Below are 17,274 nucleotides of genomic sequence, written 5' to 3' on the forward strand. Positions count from 1 at the left end.
ATTTCGGCTAACTCGCTGCGGCCTCCGCGATCGACGTGGCCTCCCGCGCTCCGGCCTCCAGAGCGCCGCAGCAGAGGACGACCCAACTGCCGACACCCTCCGGCTCGCCCGACGCGAACGCGGCAGCCCCGTTGCGGTACGCCTGCTGCCGCCGCAACCAGCTGACCTCCGGGACCCCGAGGTTGTGCGGATCGAGCCCGCTCGCCACGGAAACCAGACGTGACGCGGCGCGCGCGACGATACCGTCGCCGACTCCGAACGGCTTCAGCGTCAACAATTCCCCGTGCACGACGGCCGCCAGTACCGGCGCGGGCGCAGCCGTTCCCCCCGTCACGAGCTGGGCGAGACCGTCGAGCCGCTCCGCGACGCCGGACCCGGCACGCGGCCTGCCGAGCGATTCCTGATCCTCCACGAGATCGGCCGCGGCCAGCAGATGCAGCCGCGCGAGCGCTTGCAGGGGTGCCCGCTGCCAGGTGGACTGCAGAAGAGTGAGGGCGTCACCGTCGAGGGCCTGCCCGACCCGCAACGCCCCCGACAGAATCGGGTCGCCGGCCTCGCCGGGCGCGGGTAACTCGGTGCTGCCGCCGTCCAGCGACGCCGAGGCGCGGGCCGCCCGGACCGCCGCCTCGGCCGCCGTGGTCGGCCAGCCGCGCCGGTTGGTCTTGTGACGGTGAACCGCACCGAGCGCGTCGCGCGCACGGTCCGCGGCTTCGCGGACGCCGGGAAGGTCGACGAGGGGCTGCAACGGGTCGCTCACGTACCGGAACGCTACCCGGCGCGGTCCCGCGTCAGGCGCCGAGCCGGATCGATCCGCCGGGAATCGCATCCAGCAGCTTCCGCGTGTACTCCTCCCGCGGGGACGTGAAGACCTCGTCCGTGGTCGCTTTCTCCACGATCGCGCCGGTGGACATGACGAGCACGTCGTCGGCGATCTGCCGCACCACCGCCAGGTCGTGGGTGATGAACAGGTACGTCAACCCCAGCTCTGCCTGCAGGTCGTTCAGCAGGGTCAGGATCTGATCCTGGACCAGCACGTCGAGCGCCGACACCGCCTCGTCGCACACCACCATCTCCGGCTGCAGCGCCAGCGCCCGGGCGATCGCCACCCGCTGCCGCTGGCCACCGGACAGCTCGTTCGGGAACCTCCGCATCACCGAAGCCGGCAGCGCCACCTTGTCCAGCAGGTCGCGTACCCGCGCTTCCCGCTCCGCCTTCGTCCCCACCTTGTGGGTGCGCAGAGGCTCCTCGACGGTGCGGAAGATCGAGTACATCGGGTCGAGCGTGCCGTACGGATTCTGGAAGATCGGCTGCACCCGGCGACGGAACGCGAGCGTCTCCCGGCGGTCCAGCGTCGCGACGTCCTTGCCGTCGAACACGACATTCCCCGACGACGGCGCAAGAAGCCCGAGGACCATCTGCGCGACCGTCGACTTACCCGACCCCGACTCGCCGACGATGGCCGTGGTCGTCCCGCGGCGGACCGCGAACGAAACGTCGTCGACGGCGGTGAAGTCGGTGGACTTCCGCAGCCCGTGCCGGAGCTTGAACACCTTGGTCAGCCCGGTGGCCACGACCACGTCGTCGGTGGCCTTGCCGAACTCGACGCCGATCTCGCCGTGCTGTTCGGCCTCGCCGACCACCTCGAGGGCGTGCTCCCGGACGTCCGCCCGGGCCAGCGAAGAACTCCGGCGTTGCGACGCCAGCGACGGCGCCGCCGCCACCAACTTCCGGGTGTACGGGTGGCGTGGCCGCTGCAGGATCTCCAGCGCCGGCCCGGCCTCGACCACCCGCCCCTTGCTCATGACGATCAGGTGCTCGGCCCGCTCGGCGGCCAGGCCGAGGTCGTGGGTGATGAGCAGGACCGCGGTGCCCAGCTCGTTGGTGAGACCGTCGAGATGGTCGAGGATCTGGCGTTGGACCGTGACATCGAGGGCCGACGTGGGCTCGTCCGCGATCAGCAGTTGCGGGCGGGCCGACAGCCCGATTGCGATGAGGGCGCGCTGGCGCATGCCGCCGGAGAACTCGTGCGGATACTGGCCCAGGCGGTCCTCGGCGTCGGCGAGTCCGGCCTCCTCGAGCAGCTCGGCGGCACGCGCCTTCGCGGCCTTCCCCTTCCCGATCCCGTTGGCTTCCAACGCCTCCTCAATCTGGAAGCCGACCTTCCACACCGGGTTGAGGTTGGACATCGGGTCCTGCGGGACGAGCCCGATCTTCTGACCGCGCAGCGCGACGAACTCGCGCTCGGACGCCTCCGCGAGGTCCTGCCCCTCGAACAGGATCTGACCGCCGGTCACCTTGCCGGTCCCGGGCAGCAGGTTGATGATCGCGTGCGCGGTCGTGGACTTACCCGAACCGGACTCACCGACGATCGCCACCGTCTGCCCCGGATACACCGTGAGGCTGACACCGCGCACCGCGGGCACGAGCCCGGAATGCGACTGGAACGACACCTCCAGGTCCCGGATCTCGAGCAACGGCACCTCGTCGGCCGAATTCTGCGGTCCGGCCGATTCGTTCGTGGGCACCGCGCTCACCTCTTCCGGGCCTTGGGATCGAGCGCGTCCCGCAGAGCGTCGCCCATCATGATGAAACCGAGCACCGTGATCGCCAGCGCGGTTGCCGGGTAGAACAGGATCGGTGACCCCTGACGCAGCGTGACCTGGGCCGTGCTGATGTCTCCGCCCCACGAGATCTCGGTGGACGGCAGCCCGATGCCCAGGAACGACAGCGTCGCCTCGGCCACGATGTAGGTGCCGAGCGAGATTGTCGCGATCACGATGATCGGGGCGAGGGAGTTCGGCAGCACGTGCCGGACGAGGGTGCGCACGTTCGACACACCGAGCGCCCGCGACGCCATCACGTAGTCGTTGTTCTTCGCCGAGATCACCGAGCCACGAGCAATTCTCGCCATCTGAGGCCACCCGAACAGCGCCAGGACGACGATCAGCGTCCAGATGGTGCGGTCGGCGAACAGCTGCATCAGGACGATCGCGGCGAGGATGAGCGGGATACCGAAGAAGATGTCGGCGATCCGGGACAGCAGCGAGTCTGCCCAGCCGCCGTAGAACCCGGCGACCGCACCGAACACCACGCCCACGACGAGCACGATCGACGTGACACCGACACCCACCAGCACCGACGCCCGGGCCCCGTAGATCGTGCGGGAATAGATGTCGCAACCCTGCTTGTCGAATCCGAACCAGTGCCCCGCCGACGGACCCTGCATGCTGAACGCGAGATCGCAGAACCTGGGGTCGGTGCCGGTGAACAGACCGGGGAAGCCTGCCACGGCGATCACCACGACGATGATCACCGTGGCGACCAGGAACAGCGGACGTTTGCGGAGGTCCCGCCACGCATCCGACCACATGCTCGTCGGCGGCTGGTCGATGTGGACGGCGTCGGTCTCTCCCGGCGCCGCCACTTCTTCGGGTGCCACGAAATGCGCCTGACGGGTCTTCCGGTCGCCCGTCCGAGGCGACTCGTTCTCCACTTTCTCAGACATAGCGAATCCTCGGGTCGAGCGCGGCGTACAGGAGGTCGACGAGCAGGTTGGCGAGCAGATAGATGACGATCAGCACCGTCACGAAGGACACCACCGTCGGCGCCTCACCGCGGGTGACCGCCTGATAGATCGTGCCGCCGACACCGTTGATGTTGAAGATGCCCTCCGTGACGATCGCGCCGCCCATCAGGGTCGCGAGGTCGGCGCCGAGGAACGTGACCACCGGGATCAGCGAATTCCGCAGCACGTGCACCTGCACCACGCGGCGCCGCGAAAGACCCTTGGCCGTCGCGGTTCTCACGTAGTCGGCGGTGAGGTTCTCGGCGACCGACGTCCGGGTGAGCCGGAGTACGTACGCGAACGACACCGACCCGAGGACGAACGCGGGCAGCAGCAGATTCTTGAAACTGGTGTTGCCCCCGACCGTCGGCGGCACCAACCCCCATTTCACGCCGACGAAGAATTGGGCCAGGAAGCCGATGACGAAGATCGGGATCGCGATGATCACCAGGCTCACGAGGAGGACGGAACTGTCGAAGATGCCGCCCTTGCGGAGTCCGGCCCACAGGCCGAAGCCGATCCCGAAGATCCCCTCGATGGCGAGCGCCATCAGGGACAACTTGATGGTGATCGGGAATGCCTGCGCCAGAACCTCACTGACGGGGCGGCCGGAGAAGGACGTACCGAAGTCGAGGGTGAAGATGCCCTTCAGATACAGGAGGTACTGCGTCAGGAACGGCTCGTCGAGGTGGTATCGCTCACGGAGTTGGGCCGCCACCGCGGGGCTGAGTGCCTTGTCGCCGGCCAGCGCGGCAATCGGGTCTCCGGGCAGCAGGAACACCATCGCGTAGATCAGGAACGTGGCCCCGAGGAACACCGGGATCATCTGGAGCAAACGGCGACCGACGTACCAGAGCATCGGATCACCTCCTATTCGTCGGGAGCAGTGACGTCAGGAATCCGTAGCCTCGGCTCGTACTCCCGAGCGGGGCCGCGAACTGACAGCTCGCGGCCCCACCCGTCGTCGAAGAATCTCCGGTGCGTCAGTTCTTCTCGATGTCGGAGTACATCGGGATGCCCTTCCAGTCGATGACCACGTTCGACACGTTCTCCGACCAGCCGCTGGCGGCGTTGCGGTACCACGTCGGGACGGCAGGCAGGTCGCGCAAGAGCACTTCCTGCGCCTGGTTCAACAGTTCCTGGGCCTTGCCGGGATCGACCTCACCCGCGGAGGCACGCAGAAGCCGGTCGAACTCGGGGTTCGAGTAGTCGCCGTCGTTGGAGCTGCCACCGGTTTGGTAGTTCTGCGCGAGGAAGCCGTACTGCTGCGGGTAGTCGCCCTGCCACCCCGAACGGAACGCGCTCGGGATGGTGCGGTTGGTGGCCTCGGTGCGGATCTGCGCGAACGTGGGGTACTCCTTGCCCTTCGCGTCGATACCGAGGGTGTTGCGGATGTTGTTGGCGGTGGCGTCGACCCATTCCTTGTGGCCGCCGTCGCCGTTGTACGCGATCTCGAAACTGCCCGACCACAGGGCGATGGCGTCGGCCTGGGCCCACAGCCGCTTCGCCGTCTCCGGGTCGTACTTCAGGTTGCCGTTGCCGACGAGCGAATCCGACCAGCCCTCGATGGCGGGGCTGGTGAAGTCGAGCGCGGGGGTGCGGGTGTTGTTGTAGATCTGCTGGGTGATCTGGTCGCGGTTGATCGCCATCGAGATGGCCTGGCGGCGCAGCGTGCCCTCCTCACCGCTGAAGTGCGGCAGCCGGCCCGGGATCGTGAACGTCTCGATGGTCGCGGACGGCTGGTTCACGGTGCGGCCCGGCAGGTCGGTCTCGAACGTCGTGACCGCGCTCGGCGGCACCTGGTCGAGGACGTCGACGTTGCCCGCGAGCAGATCCGTGTACGCCGTGTCGAGGCTGTTGTACATGACGAAGTCGACGCCGGCGTTCTTCGGCTTACGGTTGCCGTTGTAGTCGGGGTTCACGACGGTGTCGATCCGGACGTTGTGCTGCCACGCTCCGGGGCCGGACATCATGTACGGACCGTTGCCGACGGGATTCTCACCGAACGCCGCCATGTCCTGGTACGCCACCGCAGGCAACGGGTAGTACGCGGCGAACCCGAGGCGGTCCGGGAAGGCCGACTCGGGCTGCTTCAGTTCGATCGTGAACGTGGAGTCGTCGACCACCTTCAGTCCCGACATGGTCTGCACCGTCGGGTTCTCTGCAGCCACCTCGTCGTAGCCCTGGATCGGGTCGAAGAAGGACGCCTGAATCTGCGCATTCGTGGACAGCGCGCCGTAATTCCAGGCGTCGACGAACGAGGCCGCCGTGACCGGCGTGCCGTCCGTGAACGTCCAGCCGTCCTTCAGCTTCACGGTGAAGTTCTTGCCGTCCGTCGTCTCGACCGACTCGGCGACCTCGTTGTTCACCCCGCCGTCGGAGTCGTAGGAAACGAGGCCCGCGAACAGTGAGTCGACGACGCGGCCGCCCTGATTCTCGCTCGTATTGGTGGGAATCAACGGATTCTGCGGTTCACTTGCCCAGGCGTTGACGATTCCGCTACCACCCCCGCTCGTCGAATCACCGGACGAGCAGGCGGACAGCATCCCTGCTGCCAGGCCGACCGCCACAACGGCGGTTGCCACACGTGTGATGCGCAAAGCGTTCCTCCCAGATCTGCGTGGTTCCGGGCAGCGGCTCCGGGCGCAGCCCGGATGATGGGATGACGATAAGTCAAGGTTTCAATCTGTGTAGCCACGACGGGCGAAACTCGTGCAATCGGCACCTGATCGACACATCGTCGGCGCAGGGGTATCCACTCGTCGCACCCGATCGCCGTCCGTCGCGTCCAGCCGACCGATCGTCGCAGAATATGGGCATGCAACCCTCTGCAACGGTGCGCTCGGGAGACCATGTGACTACCCTCACACGTGCTAGAAGTGCCGAATTCGAGACTGGAAAGAAGGCCGGGCCACAATGACCAGTGCAGCACAGGCGAGCGGAGCGACGGAGAAGTCGGAACATTCTGATTCCGTCCCGCAGGTGTATCCGCCGAGCCCCGAGTTCACCGCAACGGCGAACGCCGGCCCCGACCTCCAGGCTGCCGCCGACGAAGACCGTCTCGCATTCTGGGCGAAGCAGGCCGAGCGCCTGCACTGGCACGCCCCCTTCTCCGAGGTTCTCGACTGGTCCGACGCGCCCGTCGCGAAGTGGTTCGTGAACGGACGGCTCAACGTCGCCTATAACTGCGTCGACCGCCACGTCCTCGCCGGCAACGGCGACCGCGTCGCCATCCACTTCGAAGGCGAACCGGGCGACACCCGCGACCTGACCTACCACGACCTGCTCGCCGAAGTCAGCAAGGCCGCCAACACCTTCACAGACCTCGGACTCGTCGCCGGCGACCGCGTCGCGATCTACATGCCGATGATCCCCGAGGCCATCGTCACCATGCTCGCCTGTGCCCGCCTCGGCCTGACCCACTCGGTGGTGTTCGCCGGCTTCTCCGCCAGCGCCCTGCGCTCCCGCATCGACGACGCCGAAGCCAAGCTCGTCGTCACCGTCGACGGACAGTGGCGCCGCGGCCAGGCCGCACCCCTCAAGCCCGCCGTCGACGAAGCCGTGGACGGCGCCGCATCCGTCAAGAACGTGCTCGTCGTCAAGCGCACCGGGATCGACGTCGACACCACCGAGGGTCGTGACCTGTGGTGGCACGAGACCGTCGAAAAGGCGTCCGACACCCATCAGGCGCAGCCGTTCGACTCCGAGCACCCGCTGTTCATCTTGTACACCTCCGGCACCACCGGAAAGCCCAAGGGCATCATCCACACCTCGGGCGGTTACCTCACCCAGGCGTCGTACACCCACCACAACGTGTTCGACCACAAGGCCGGGCAGGACGTGTACTGGTGCACCGCCGACATCGGCTGGGTCACCGGCCACAGCTACATCGTCTACGGGCCACTCTCGAACGGTGTCACCCAGGTGGTCTACGAGGGCACCCCGAACTCCCCCGACGAGCACCGCCACTTCCAGATCATCGAGAAATACGGCGTCAGCATCTACTACACCGCACCCACCCTGGTGCGCACCTTCATGAAGTGGGGCAGGGACATTCCCGACGCCCACGACCTGTCCTCGATCCGGCTCCTCGGCTCGGTCGGCGAACCGATCAACCCCGAGGCCTGGAAGTGGTTCCGCGAGGTGATCGGCGGGAACACGGCACCGATCGTCGACACCTGGTGGCAGACCGAGACCGGCGCCATCATGATCTCCCCGCTTCCCGGGATCACCGCCACCAAGCCCGGATCCGCGATGGCACCGCTGCCCGGCATCTCCGCGAAGATCGTCGACGACGACGCCAACGAACTCGGCGCCGGCGGCTCCGGCTACCTCGTGCTCGACAAGCCGTGGCCGGCGATGCTCCGCGGCATCTGGGGCGACATGGACCGCTACCGCGAAACCTACTGGTCCCGCTACCCCGAGCAGGGCTGGTACTTCGCCGGCGACGGCGCCAAGTACGACGAGGACGGCGCCCTGTGGGTGCTCGGGCGCGTGGACGACGTCATGAACGTCTCCGGGCACCGCATCTCCACCTCCGAGGTCGAATCCGCCCTCGTCGGGCACCACGGTGTCGCCGAGGCCGCCGTCGTCGGCGCCGCCGACGACACCACCGGCCAGGGCATCGTCGCGTTCGTCATCCTCCGGGAAGGCGTCGAGAACACCGGCGACACCCTCATCGCCGAACTCAAGGCCGAAGTATCCCGGGAGATCAGCCCGATCGCCAAGCCCCGCCAGATCACGATCGTCCCCGAACTTCCCAAGACCAGGTCCGGCAAGATCATGCGACGCCTGCTCAAGGACATCGCCGAAGGCCGCGACCTCGGCGACACCTCCACGCTCGTCGACCCCAAGGTCTTCGACGCGATCCGCGGCAAGTAGGGCGCCCCGCGCCCCGTGAGTGGTTGACGAGTCCCTGCACTCGTCAACCACTCACGGGCGGCGAAGCCGCCACAGCGTCTGCTCCTCGCCGATTCCCTTCAGACCGGTCGTGAAAACGTCGCACCGGTAGTCCGATTCCGCCAGCAGCGGTGCCACCTCGGGGTCGTCGTGAACAGCCCGGGACAGGACGATGTCGCCGCCCGCCGCACAACCCTGCACCCGCGCCGCCAGGTTGACGGTCGCGCCGAAGTAGTCGATCCGGCCGTCGTTGTCGATCATCACCGCGGGCCCCTGGTGCAGCCCGACTTTCAACGCCACCGAATCGTCGCCGCCGAGGTGCCCGCGACGGAAGTCGTCCCAGCCGGACTGCATCGACGCCGCCGCCGACCAGGCCTCCCGCGCGTCCGCGAACGTCGCCATGACCGCGTCGCCCATCTGCTTCACGACGCCGCCGTTCTCGCGCACCACGGCGTCACGCAGGTAGCGGAAATGGCTCTGCACGAACGCGAACGCCCGGACGTCCCCGATGCGCTCGTACAGGGCTGTCGAGCCGCTCAGATCCGTGAACAGCACCGCCAGGTTCGCGATCCCGATCTCGTCGCCGGGCGCTACCCCCTGGTCCGGGAACAGGTCCTGGAAACCGTCGAGCGACGTGACGAGCGCGCCGGTCGCCGCGGCGTCCTTCCACCGCTCCCGCTCGACCACCACCAGCGCTTCGCCGGGGAGCCGGTTGGCGACCTCCAGCCGGATCGCTCCGTCGGTGGCGGGTGAACTCCGCACCCGGAGTTCGCCGGGCCCGCACTCGACCCGCAGCGTTCCACCGGCCTGGCCGACCTCGCAGGCCACCGGGGAGCCCACCTGATAGCACCGGAGCCGCAGCCACCCCGGGTCGAGTTCGATCCGCTCGGAACGCTGCTCACCCGGCTCGAGCCGCAGCTGAGCCACCGCCGACGGCGAATTCGCCGGACCACCGATGCAGTACCGGGCCCGTTCCGCCCGGCGAACGGCCGGGTTGACGTCGAAGCGGATCTCCACCGACCGCGCCAGGTCGGTGTCGAAGGCGATGTCGCACGTGTCGCAGTGGACGCGGCTCGCCAACTGTGACATCTGGCCGGCGTCCTCACGGACGGTCCGGCAGACGGGGCACAGCACGCTCCAGCTCAGGTCCAGCAGTCCACAGTCCGCGGCGTGGAGGAAGACGTACAGCAGCTGCATCCGATCGACACCCCAGCGGTCCGCCAGCTCGAACGGCCGCATGCCCGTCACCTCCAGGTCGGAGGCGGTCCGCAGGTGGGATGCCAAGCGCCCGATGAGATTCGGGGCATCGTGCGATCGAGACAGCTGTGCTGTGCGGAGTTCCAGCCGGCCGGCGTCGAGTCGCTCCGGCGGCGGCAGCGCGGGCACGGCATGCGTCTGCGGGTCGCGAACGTGGAGTTCCAACGCGCGTGCGAGCGCCACCGTCTTCCGTATTCCCGTGCGCGCCAGCAGGGTTCGCGCCACGATCGACCCGAACCAGGTCCGCGGGACGATCCGGGCGAACACCTCGACGTCGGTCTCGTCGGCGACCGGGCGAAGCCGGACACCCGTGGAGACCTCCGCGAGCGGACCGCGAGAGAACCGACGAAGGACCTGGTAGAAGCGGCCCTCGATCCACTCGAACGGGAACTCCTCGTACCGCACCCGCCGCCCGTACGAACGGGTCTCCGCCGAAAAGTGTCCCTTGCGCCGCCGGTCCAGCATCGGAGCGAAGTGCACCGGTGACAGATCGATGTTGCGGTTGAGCCGATCGGTATCGGCGAGGAACGACCACAGATCCTGCTTCGGCAGCCGGATCCGGGCCGTCCTGGACAGCAGCACGGCTCTCGCCATGCAAGAACTATAGGCGTAGCCCGTGCGCCTTTCTGGTAGTTGGAACAACCAGAAAGGCGCACGGGGGCTATGCCCCTACGTCGTCGAGGGACTGGTCGCGGGTCTCGCGCATGACGAGCAGTGCCACGAACGTGAGCGCGGCGGCGATCAGCAGGTAGATGCCCACCCAGCCGACGCCGTACGACGTGGCGAGCCAGGTGGCGATGAACGGCGCGACCGCGGCACCGAGGATGCTGGCGGTGTTGTAGGCGATCCCCGAACCCGTGTAGCGCACGTTGGTCGGGAACAGCTCGGGCAGAACGGCGCTCATCGGACCGAAGGTCATGCCCATCAACAACATTCCGATGGCCAGGAATACGAGCATGCGGGCGTTGCCCATGCCCTCCTGGTTCAGCATCACGCCGAACGTGAGCCCGAAGACCATGATGAACCCGGTGATGGTGAGCAGCGTGATGCGGCGACCGAAGCGGTCGGCCAGCCACCCCGACACGGGGACGGCGGCCGCGAAGAACAGGACCGCGATCAGCTGGAGGACGAGGAAGTCGGTGTAGTGGAAGCCGGCTCCGGTGCCGCCCTGGGCGGGAGTCTTGCCGGTGCCGTAACTGAGCACCCAGGTGGTCATGATGTAGAAGAGCGTGTACGTGGCGAGCATGACGAACGTGCCGATGATCAGCTGACGCCAGCTGGTCTTGAACACCTCGGCCAGCGGGGTCTTCACCTTCTCGCCCCGCGCGACGGCGCGGGCGAACACGGGCGTCTCCTCGAGCTTCAGCCGCACATACAGGCCGATCATCACCATGATCGCGCTGAGCAGGAACGGGATACGCCAGCCCCAGGTGAGGAACGCGCCGTCCAGGTCGGGGCTGCTGTTGTCGTGGGCCAGGAACAGCGTGATGATCAGGAACAGACCGTTGGCGAGGAAGAACCCGATGGGTGCGCCGAGCTGCGGCCACATGGCGGCCCAGGCCCGCTTGCCCTTCTGCGCGGTCTCGGTCGCGAGCAACGCCGCGCCACTCCACTCACCGCCTAGTCCCAGACCCTGACAGAACCGCATCAACGCCAGCAGTGCGGGCGCGACGAGGCCGATCTGGTGGTATGTCGGCAGCAGGCCGATCACGAACGTGGCGATACCCATGGTGAGCAGTGAGCCGACGAGCGTCGTCTTGCGTCCGATGCGGTCGCCGAAGTGGCCGAACAGGATCGAGCCGAGCGGCCGGGCGACGAAGGCCAGACCGAACGTGGCGAGGGACGCCAGCAGGGCGGTGGTGCCGTTTCCCTTGGGGAAGAACAGGTGCGGGAACACCGACACGGCCGCGGTGGCATAGATGTAGAAGTCGTAGAACTCGATGGATGTTCCCACCATGCTCGCGACGACGATCCGGCTTCTGGGTACGCCGGCGACGGTGGCCCCGCCGTCCGGTTCTGGCTTCGACGTATCGACGGCACTGCTCACTCGACTTACTCCTGCACGATGCTATTTCAACTATTGGGACGAGCGTCCATTCCTTAGGAATTGAACACCCCGTGTCTTTCGCTTGGCAAATTGGATAGGCTCTTCTCGGTGCGCCGGGAAGTCTGGTCGGCAGAGCATTTGCCGTACCCGGACCACATCGAAAGCGAGCGCCCCCGGTGACCCAGCCCCTCCGCTCCGAACTCTCCCGCTACCTCCGCACCGAGACGGTCGGCGGTTCGATCCTGCTCGTCGCCGCGGCGGTCGCCCTCGTGTGGGCGAACTCCCCCGTCTCGGATTCGTACTTCGCACTGCGCGACTGGCAGATCGGCCCGGAGGCACTCCACCTGAACCTGACGGTCGGGACGTGGGCACAGGACGGGCTGCTGGCGGTCTTCTTCTTCGTCGCCGGCCTCGAATTGAAGCGGGAAATGGTGGTGGGCGAACTCGCCGACCGAAAACGTGCCCTGCTCCCGATCATCGCGGCCTGCGGCGGTGTGGTCGTGCCCGCGATCATCGCCGCGACGATCGGCGCCGGCACGCCCGGCATGGAACGGGGCTGGGCGATCCCGGTTGCCACCGACATCGCGTTCGCACTGGGTGTGCTGGCGCTGACCGGGTCTCGCATCCCGGCCAGCGCCCGGGTGTTCCTGCTCAGCCTGGCCGTCGTCGACGACCTGCTCGCGATCGTGCTCATCGCGGTCCTGTTCACCAGCTCGATCGCCCTGCTGTGGCTGCTGGGCGCCGCCGTGTGCCTGGCCGTCTACGCGTTCGCCCAGCACCGGCGCATCACCACCCCACTGCTCTACGTTCCACTCGCACTGCTCACCTGGTTCTGCATGCACGACGCCGGAATCCACGCCACACTCGCCGGTGTCGCGCTCGGCCTCCTCACCCGGGTCCGGCGCGACCCCGGCGAGAGAGAATCCCCGGGCGCCCGCCTCGAGCACCGCATCCAGCCGCTGTCGGCGGGCGTCTGTGTCCCGCTGTTCGCCCTGTTCGCGTCCGGCGTGGCCCTGAGCAGCGAGCTCCTCGGGCAGTTGTTCACCAACCCGATCTCGCAGTCCGTGATCGCGGGGCTCCTCGTCGGCAAGACCGTCGGCATCTTCGGCATCTCGTGGCTCGCGATCCGCCTGGGTATCGCGAAGAAGCCGCGAGCACTGGGATTCCGGGACATGTTTGCCCTCTCAGTGCTCGGTGCGATCGGGTTCACCGTTAGCCTTCTCGTAGCGGATCTCGCGCTTGCGGGAATCGGTGACGGCAGCGAGGCCGAAATAGCTAAGGTCGCGGTGCTCGTGACATCGTTGACAGCGTCGCTGATCGGATCAGCGTTACTGTGGCGACGCGGTCGGGTCCATGCGGCCCGGAAGGATGACTCGGAAGTGCAAGAGCTACCTGGAGGGGTCGACAAGTGAGCATCACTCACGGCAAGGGAGACAGCCCGCGATACACGGGAGACGGGGTGCCGAACACGGTGTCGTCGATCCCGCTCACGGACGTGGACGCTCAGACACCCGGCGAGGCGAGCCTCGGCACGCTGGTCAAGCATGCGACCGCGCAGGTGTCCACCCTGGTCCGCGCCGAGGTCGAGCTCGCGAAGGCCGAGGTCACCGGTGAGGTCAAGAAGGGCCTGCAGGGCAGCCTGTTCTTCATCCTCGCGTTCACCGTGCTGCTGTTCAGCTCGTTTTTCTTCTTCTTCTTCCTCGCCGAACTCCTCGACGTGTGGATCGCCCGCTGGCTGGCGTTCCTGATCGTCTTCCTGATCATGGTCGTGGTGACGGCGGTCCTCGCACTGCTCGGATATCTGCGGGTACGCAAACTCCGCGCACCGGAGAAGACCATCGACTCGCTGAAGCAGGCCAAGACGGTGCTCCCGACGTCGTACTCGGACGCGGAAGCCCATCTCGCGTCGTCCAGCGGACGTCACGCGCGGTAACTCGCTCCTGTGGCACCACCCGATCCGTCTACCGTCCGTTTCGACGGCCCCTGGATTCATCGCGACATCCATGCCAACGGAATCCGCTTCCACACCGTCGAGGTCGGCGCATCCGCCCCGGATGCGCCGCTCGTCGTCCTGCTGCACGGATTCGCGGACTTCTGGTGGTCGTGGCGCCATCAGCTGACCGCGCTGTCCGCGGAGGGGTACCGGGCCGTCGCCGTGGACCTGCGCGGCTACGGCGATTCCGACAAACCGCCGCGCGGCTACGACGGGTGGACGCTGGCCGGCGACATCGCCGGCCTCATCCGGGCGATGGGCTACGGCGAGGCCACCCTCGTCGGGCACGCCGACGGCGGCCTCGTCTGCTGGGCGACGGCCGTCCTCCACGCTCGCCTCGTCCGGTCGATCGCACTGGTCAGCTCGCCGCATCCGGTCGCGCTCAAGCAGGCCGTCCTCCACGACCGCTACCAGCGCAAGGCCCTGCTGCCCTCGTTCGTCTCCTGCCAGGTGCCGTGGCGTCCCGAACGTCGCCTCACCCGCGACAACGGGTCGGAGGTCGAACGGTTGATCCGCGAACGCTCCGGACCCGCCTGGACGGAGAACCCGGAGTTCGACGTCGTGATGTCACGGATGCGCTCGGCGATTCAGATTCCCGGGACCGCGCACTGCACCCTGGAGTATCAGCGGTGGGCGTTCCGCAGCCAGTTCCGCCCGGACGGCAGGCGGTTCATGGCGTCGATGGATCAGACGCTGCGGATCCCGGTCCTGCACCTCCACGGCGACCTCGACCCGTACGTGCTCGCGGACACCGTGCGCCGCAGTCACCGCTTCGCACCCACCCAGCAGATGCAAACGGTCCCCGGTGTCGGCCACTACGCGCACTGGGAAGCCCCGGAACGGGTCAACGCCGCCCTGCTGGACCTCGTCGCACCCCGCACCGTCTGACCGACGGTCAGAGGATGCACGCCCCGGTGTCCACGGCGACGGACGCCCCGGACGCCGCCTGCAGCTGACGCGATACCTCGGCGGCGGTGAGCACGAACCCGGTGTCGCTGTTGTCGACGGCGGCACCGAAGACCACCCCGAGCACCCGGCCGTCGCTGTCGACGAGCGGTCCGCCCGAGTTCCCCTGCCGGATGGAACCGCGGACCGTGTACACCTCACGCTGGACCGTTCCCGCCCGGTAGATGTCGGGACCACTGAGGTCCAGGATCTCCCGGATCCGCGCGGCGCTGGCGGTGTACGGCCCGCCGCCCGGGTAGCCGAGCACCAGGGCGTTGTCGCCGGTCCGGGCCGGCTCGGGCGCGAAGTTCAGGACGGGGGCGTCCAGTCCGGGCACCTCGAGCACCGCGACGTCGGCGGACGGGTCGAACAGCACGACCTCGGCGTCCATCGGCCCGTTCGCCGTGTCGACGACGATGCCCGCCGTTCCCGCGACCACGTGGGCGTTGGTCATCACCCGGTCGGGCGCCACGACGAATCCGGATCCCTCGAGCGCCCGCTGACAACTCGGGGCCACACCCCGGATCCGCAGCACGCTCGACTGCAGCGAGGACGCGACGGGGCTCTCCAGGACGCTGGCGTCCGGCGGGTCGACGGTCGTGATGGGGGTACGCCCGAACGGGCCGATGACGTCGGGAAGCCCGGACGTGTCGAGCAGGGCAGTGAACTCGGTGGGCAGTTGCCGCATCCAGGCGGGCGCGATGTTGTCGACAGTTTCGAGGACGCTCGACCCGCGCACCGCCGCCGCCAGCTGAGGCTGGGACGAGGACGTGAGCGGGATCGCCAGCAGCCACGCCGCGACGAACACCGCGACGGCCTGCACGCAGGCGCCGATCACGCTGTCGACGGACCGCGCGACCGGACTGTGCATACTTCCCCGCGCGGCGCGCCCGAGGACCATGCCCGCCACTTCGCCGATGATCACCAACACCACGATCAGGGCGATACCGGCCAGCACGCGGCCGCGGCCCTCGTCCACGTGCACGAGCACGTGTGGGGCGATCAGGATGCCCGCCACCGCACCGAGTACGACCCCGATGAAGGCGAGCACCGACGCCACCGCGCCCTGCCGCCAGCCGGACGTCGCGGCGACGAAGGCGATCAGCACAATCGCCAGGTCGATCCAGTGCGAGCCCGTCATCGCTCGGCCGCCGGCCGGCCGTGACCGTGGGTCAGATGGTCGTCGTCGAGATCGTTGTCGAGTTCGGCGAGGACGGTGTCGAGGTCGCGGATGTCGTGGCGGTCCCACTCCTGTTCCCAGCCGGAGACCGCGAACAGGGCGGCCAGGATGCCGGCCGTGAAACCCCACACGAGCATGCCGTCGACGGCGAACGCGGGACCCTGGTATCCGGCCGGGTGCCGCACCTGGAACCGGTTTCGCGGATCGATCAGGGTGTGCACGGGGACCCGGGCGACACGTTCCGCCTCTGCGGGATCGACCACGCCGACCTCGCTGGGCTTCTCCCAGTACGCGAGGACGGGAGTGACGTCGAAGCCGGACGGCGGGATGAAGATTTCCTCGAGCACGGCGAGCGGGCGGACACCGGACGGGTCGAGTCCCGTCTCCTCCTGGGCCTCCCGCAGCGCGGTAGCGATGGGCCCCTCGTCGCCGGGATCGCTGGCGCCCCCGGGGAACGCCACCTGACCACTGTGCTGACGCATCGTGGACGCACGCTGGGTGAGCAGGATGTCCGCGTCGGCGGGCAGACCTCCCGACATCAGCGGGTCCGCCTCGACGGGGCCGCCGAACAACACGAGCACCGCCGCCTCACGGGTGGTCGCGCCGCGGGGTGCGCGCCGATCGAGGACGGGGTTGATCTTGTGCGGGTCGGCCGGGGTCCGGTGCACGACCCGGCGCAGCCACGGCGGAACGGCGACACCGTCCACGGAGTTCGTCATGCCGCCACCCCCAGGTTCTGTTCGACGGCGTCCGCGATCTCGTCGACGCTGCGGAACGGCTGCGGCAGAACCTTCGCCACCGTGCCGTCGGGCCGGATCAGCACCGAGACGGGCAGGACAGGCGGGGCTCCGACCGCGACGCGGACGCGCCCGTCGCCGTCCTGCACACCGGGCAGCGTGACGGAGTAGTCGACGAGCCGGGACAGCGCGCTGGACTCGTTGGGATCGGTGTGCACCGTAAGCACGGTAACCGCGTCACCCGCACGATCCGAAAACTGCTGCATATAGGGCAGCTCCTCGGCGCAGGGGCCGCACCAGTAGGCCCACAGATTCAGCAACGCCGGCTTACCACCGAGCGCGGCGGCCAGATCCACCTGGCTGCCGTCGGCCACGCATTCCAGTGTGATGCCGGACAGCACCGAACCCGGCGAAGGCTCGGACGTGGCCGTCGAGGCCGGGCACGATTCCAGACCCGCCTGCGTCCTCAGTGCCGCGAGCGCGTCGGGATCGGCGCTCACCGCCGTCGGGGTACGGCCACCCGAACCGAACCGGTCCTGGTACGACGGCGCCTCCGCGTCGTCACCCCGCGGCCAGATCGCGACGACGAGAGCCACCACGACCACGAGGGCGGCCAGACTCCACCGCGCTGCGCTAGACACCCGTATCTAC

General features: G+C 68.1%; 14 protein-coding genes. 4 read left to right on the top strand and 10 right to left on the bottom strand.

All coding sequences use genetic code 11. The features are described 5' to 3' along the window. Window positions 1-7 precede the first annotated feature (7 nt). The 5 genes from GO592_RS28005 to GO592_RS28025 all read right to left on the bottom strand — a co-directional run bounded on the left by GO592_RS28005 (window position 8) and on the right by GO592_RS28025 (window position 6,165). Window positions 8-757 carry a hypothetical protein gene (locus tag GO592_RS28005; RefSeq protein WP_005256119.1) on the bottom strand — a complete coding sequence of 250 codons (750 nt, stop codon included), beginning with the start codon at window positions 755-757 and terminating at the stop codon, window positions 8-10. Between the two features lie 31 nt (window positions 758-788). After that, a complete protein-coding gene (locus tag GO592_RS45950) occupies window positions 789-2,534 on the bottom strand; it encodes a dipeptide ABC transporter ATP-binding protein (RefSeq protein WP_039951796.1) in 1,746 nt (581 codons plus the stop codon). Beyond that, window positions 2,531-3,505, bottom strand: coding sequence for an ABC transporter permease (locus GO592_RS28015; RefSeq protein ID WP_039951795.1), 975 nt, complete (start codon window positions 3,503-3,505; stop codon window positions 2,531-2,533). Before GO592_RS28015 ends, GO592_RS45950 begins: the two co-directional genes overlap by 4 nt. Beyond that, window positions 3,498-4,424, bottom strand: coding sequence for an ABC transporter permease (locus GO592_RS28020; protein WP_005248477.1), 927 nt, complete (start codon window positions 4,422-4,424; stop codon window positions 3,498-3,500). Before GO592_RS28020 ends, GO592_RS28015 begins: the two co-directional genes overlap by 8 nt. A gap of 124 nt (window positions 4,425-4,548) precedes the next feature. Beyond that, window positions 4,549-6,165 (bottom strand): peptide ABC transporter substrate-binding protein, encoded by a 1,617-nt coding sequence (locus GO592_RS28025; RefSeq protein WP_039951793.1) that lies wholly within the window; start codon window positions 6,163-6,165, stop codon window positions 4,549-4,551. Between the two features lie 316 nt (window positions 6,166-6,481). Between GO592_RS28025 and acs the strand changes: the two genes are divergently transcribed. Continuing rightward, window positions 6,482-8,446, top strand: a complete 1,965-nt coding sequence (gene acs, locus GO592_RS28030) for an acetate--CoA ligase (RefSeq protein ID WP_007298517.1) — start codon at window positions 6,482-6,484, stop codon at window positions 8,444-8,446. A gap of 51 nt (window positions 8,447-8,497) precedes the next feature. Here the strand turns inward: acs and GO592_RS28035 are convergent, their stop codons facing one another. Together GO592_RS28035 and GO592_RS28040 are read right to left on the bottom strand one after the other, a co-directional pair. Beyond that, window positions 8,498-10,315, bottom strand: coding sequence for an adenylate/guanylate cyclase domain-containing protein (locus GO592_RS28035; RefSeq protein WP_039951790.1), 1,818 nt, complete (start codon window positions 10,313-10,315; stop codon window positions 8,498-8,500). A 67-nt stretch (window positions 10,316-10,382) separates the two neighbouring features. Continuing rightward, window positions 10,383-11,768, bottom strand: coding sequence for an MFS transporter (locus GO592_RS28040; protein ID WP_005256102.1), 1,386 nt, complete (start codon window positions 11,766-11,768; stop codon window positions 10,383-10,385). 176 nt (window positions 11,769-11,944) lie between these two features. Between GO592_RS28040 and nhaA the strand changes: the two genes are divergently transcribed. The 3 genes from nhaA to GO592_RS28055 are packed head-to-tail and all read left to right on the top strand — an operon-like array spanning window position 11,945 to window position 14,649. Beyond that, window positions 11,945-13,180 carry a Na+/H+ antiporter NhaA gene (gene nhaA, locus GO592_RS28045; RefSeq protein WP_005561768.1) on the top strand — a complete coding sequence of 412 codons (1,236 nt, stop codon included), beginning with the start codon at window positions 11,945-11,947 and terminating at the stop codon, window positions 13,178-13,180. Next, on the top strand, window positions 13,177-13,701 hold the full coding sequence (locus tag GO592_RS28050; protein ID WP_005248483.1) for a phage holin family protein: 525 nt from the start codon (window positions 13,177-13,179) through the stop codon (window positions 13,699-13,701). Before nhaA ends, GO592_RS28050 begins: the two co-directional genes overlap by 4 nt. Window positions 13,702-13,710: 9 nt before the next feature. Further along, window positions 13,711-14,649, top strand: a complete 939-nt coding sequence (locus tag GO592_RS28055) for an alpha/beta fold hydrolase (protein ID WP_007298515.1) — start codon at window positions 13,711-13,713, stop codon at window positions 14,647-14,649. Window positions 14,650-14,656: 7 nt separating this feature from the next. Here the strand turns inward: GO592_RS28055 and marP are convergent, their stop codons facing one another. The 3 genes from marP to GO592_RS28070 are packed head-to-tail and all read right to left on the bottom strand — an operon-like array spanning window position 14,657 to window position 17,264. After that, entirely contained in the window at window positions 14,657-15,847 is a 1,191-nt protein-coding gene (marP, locus tag GO592_RS28060; RefSeq protein WP_007298514.1) for an acid resistance serine protease MarP, read from the bottom strand. Next, a complete protein-coding gene (locus GO592_RS28065; RefSeq protein ID WP_005256094.1) occupies window positions 15,844-16,605 on the bottom strand; it encodes an NUDIX hydrolase in 762 nt (253 codons plus the stop codon). The genes marP and GO592_RS28065 overlap by 4 nt, the downstream gene beginning before the upstream one ends. Further along, window positions 16,602-17,264, bottom strand: coding sequence for a TlpA family protein disulfide reductase (locus GO592_RS28070; RefSeq protein WP_039951787.1), 663 nt, complete (start codon window positions 17,262-17,264; stop codon window positions 16,602-16,604). The genes GO592_RS28065 and GO592_RS28070 overlap by 4 nt, the downstream gene beginning before the upstream one ends. Between the last annotated feature and the right edge of the window lie 10 nt (window positions 17,265-17,274).

The organism is Rhodococcus sp. 21391, from assembly GCF_016772255.1.
In the GTDB taxonomy this organism is placed as follows: Bacteria; Actinomycetota; Actinomycetes; order Mycobacteriales; family Mycobacteriaceae; genus Rhodococcus_F; species Rhodococcus_F opacus.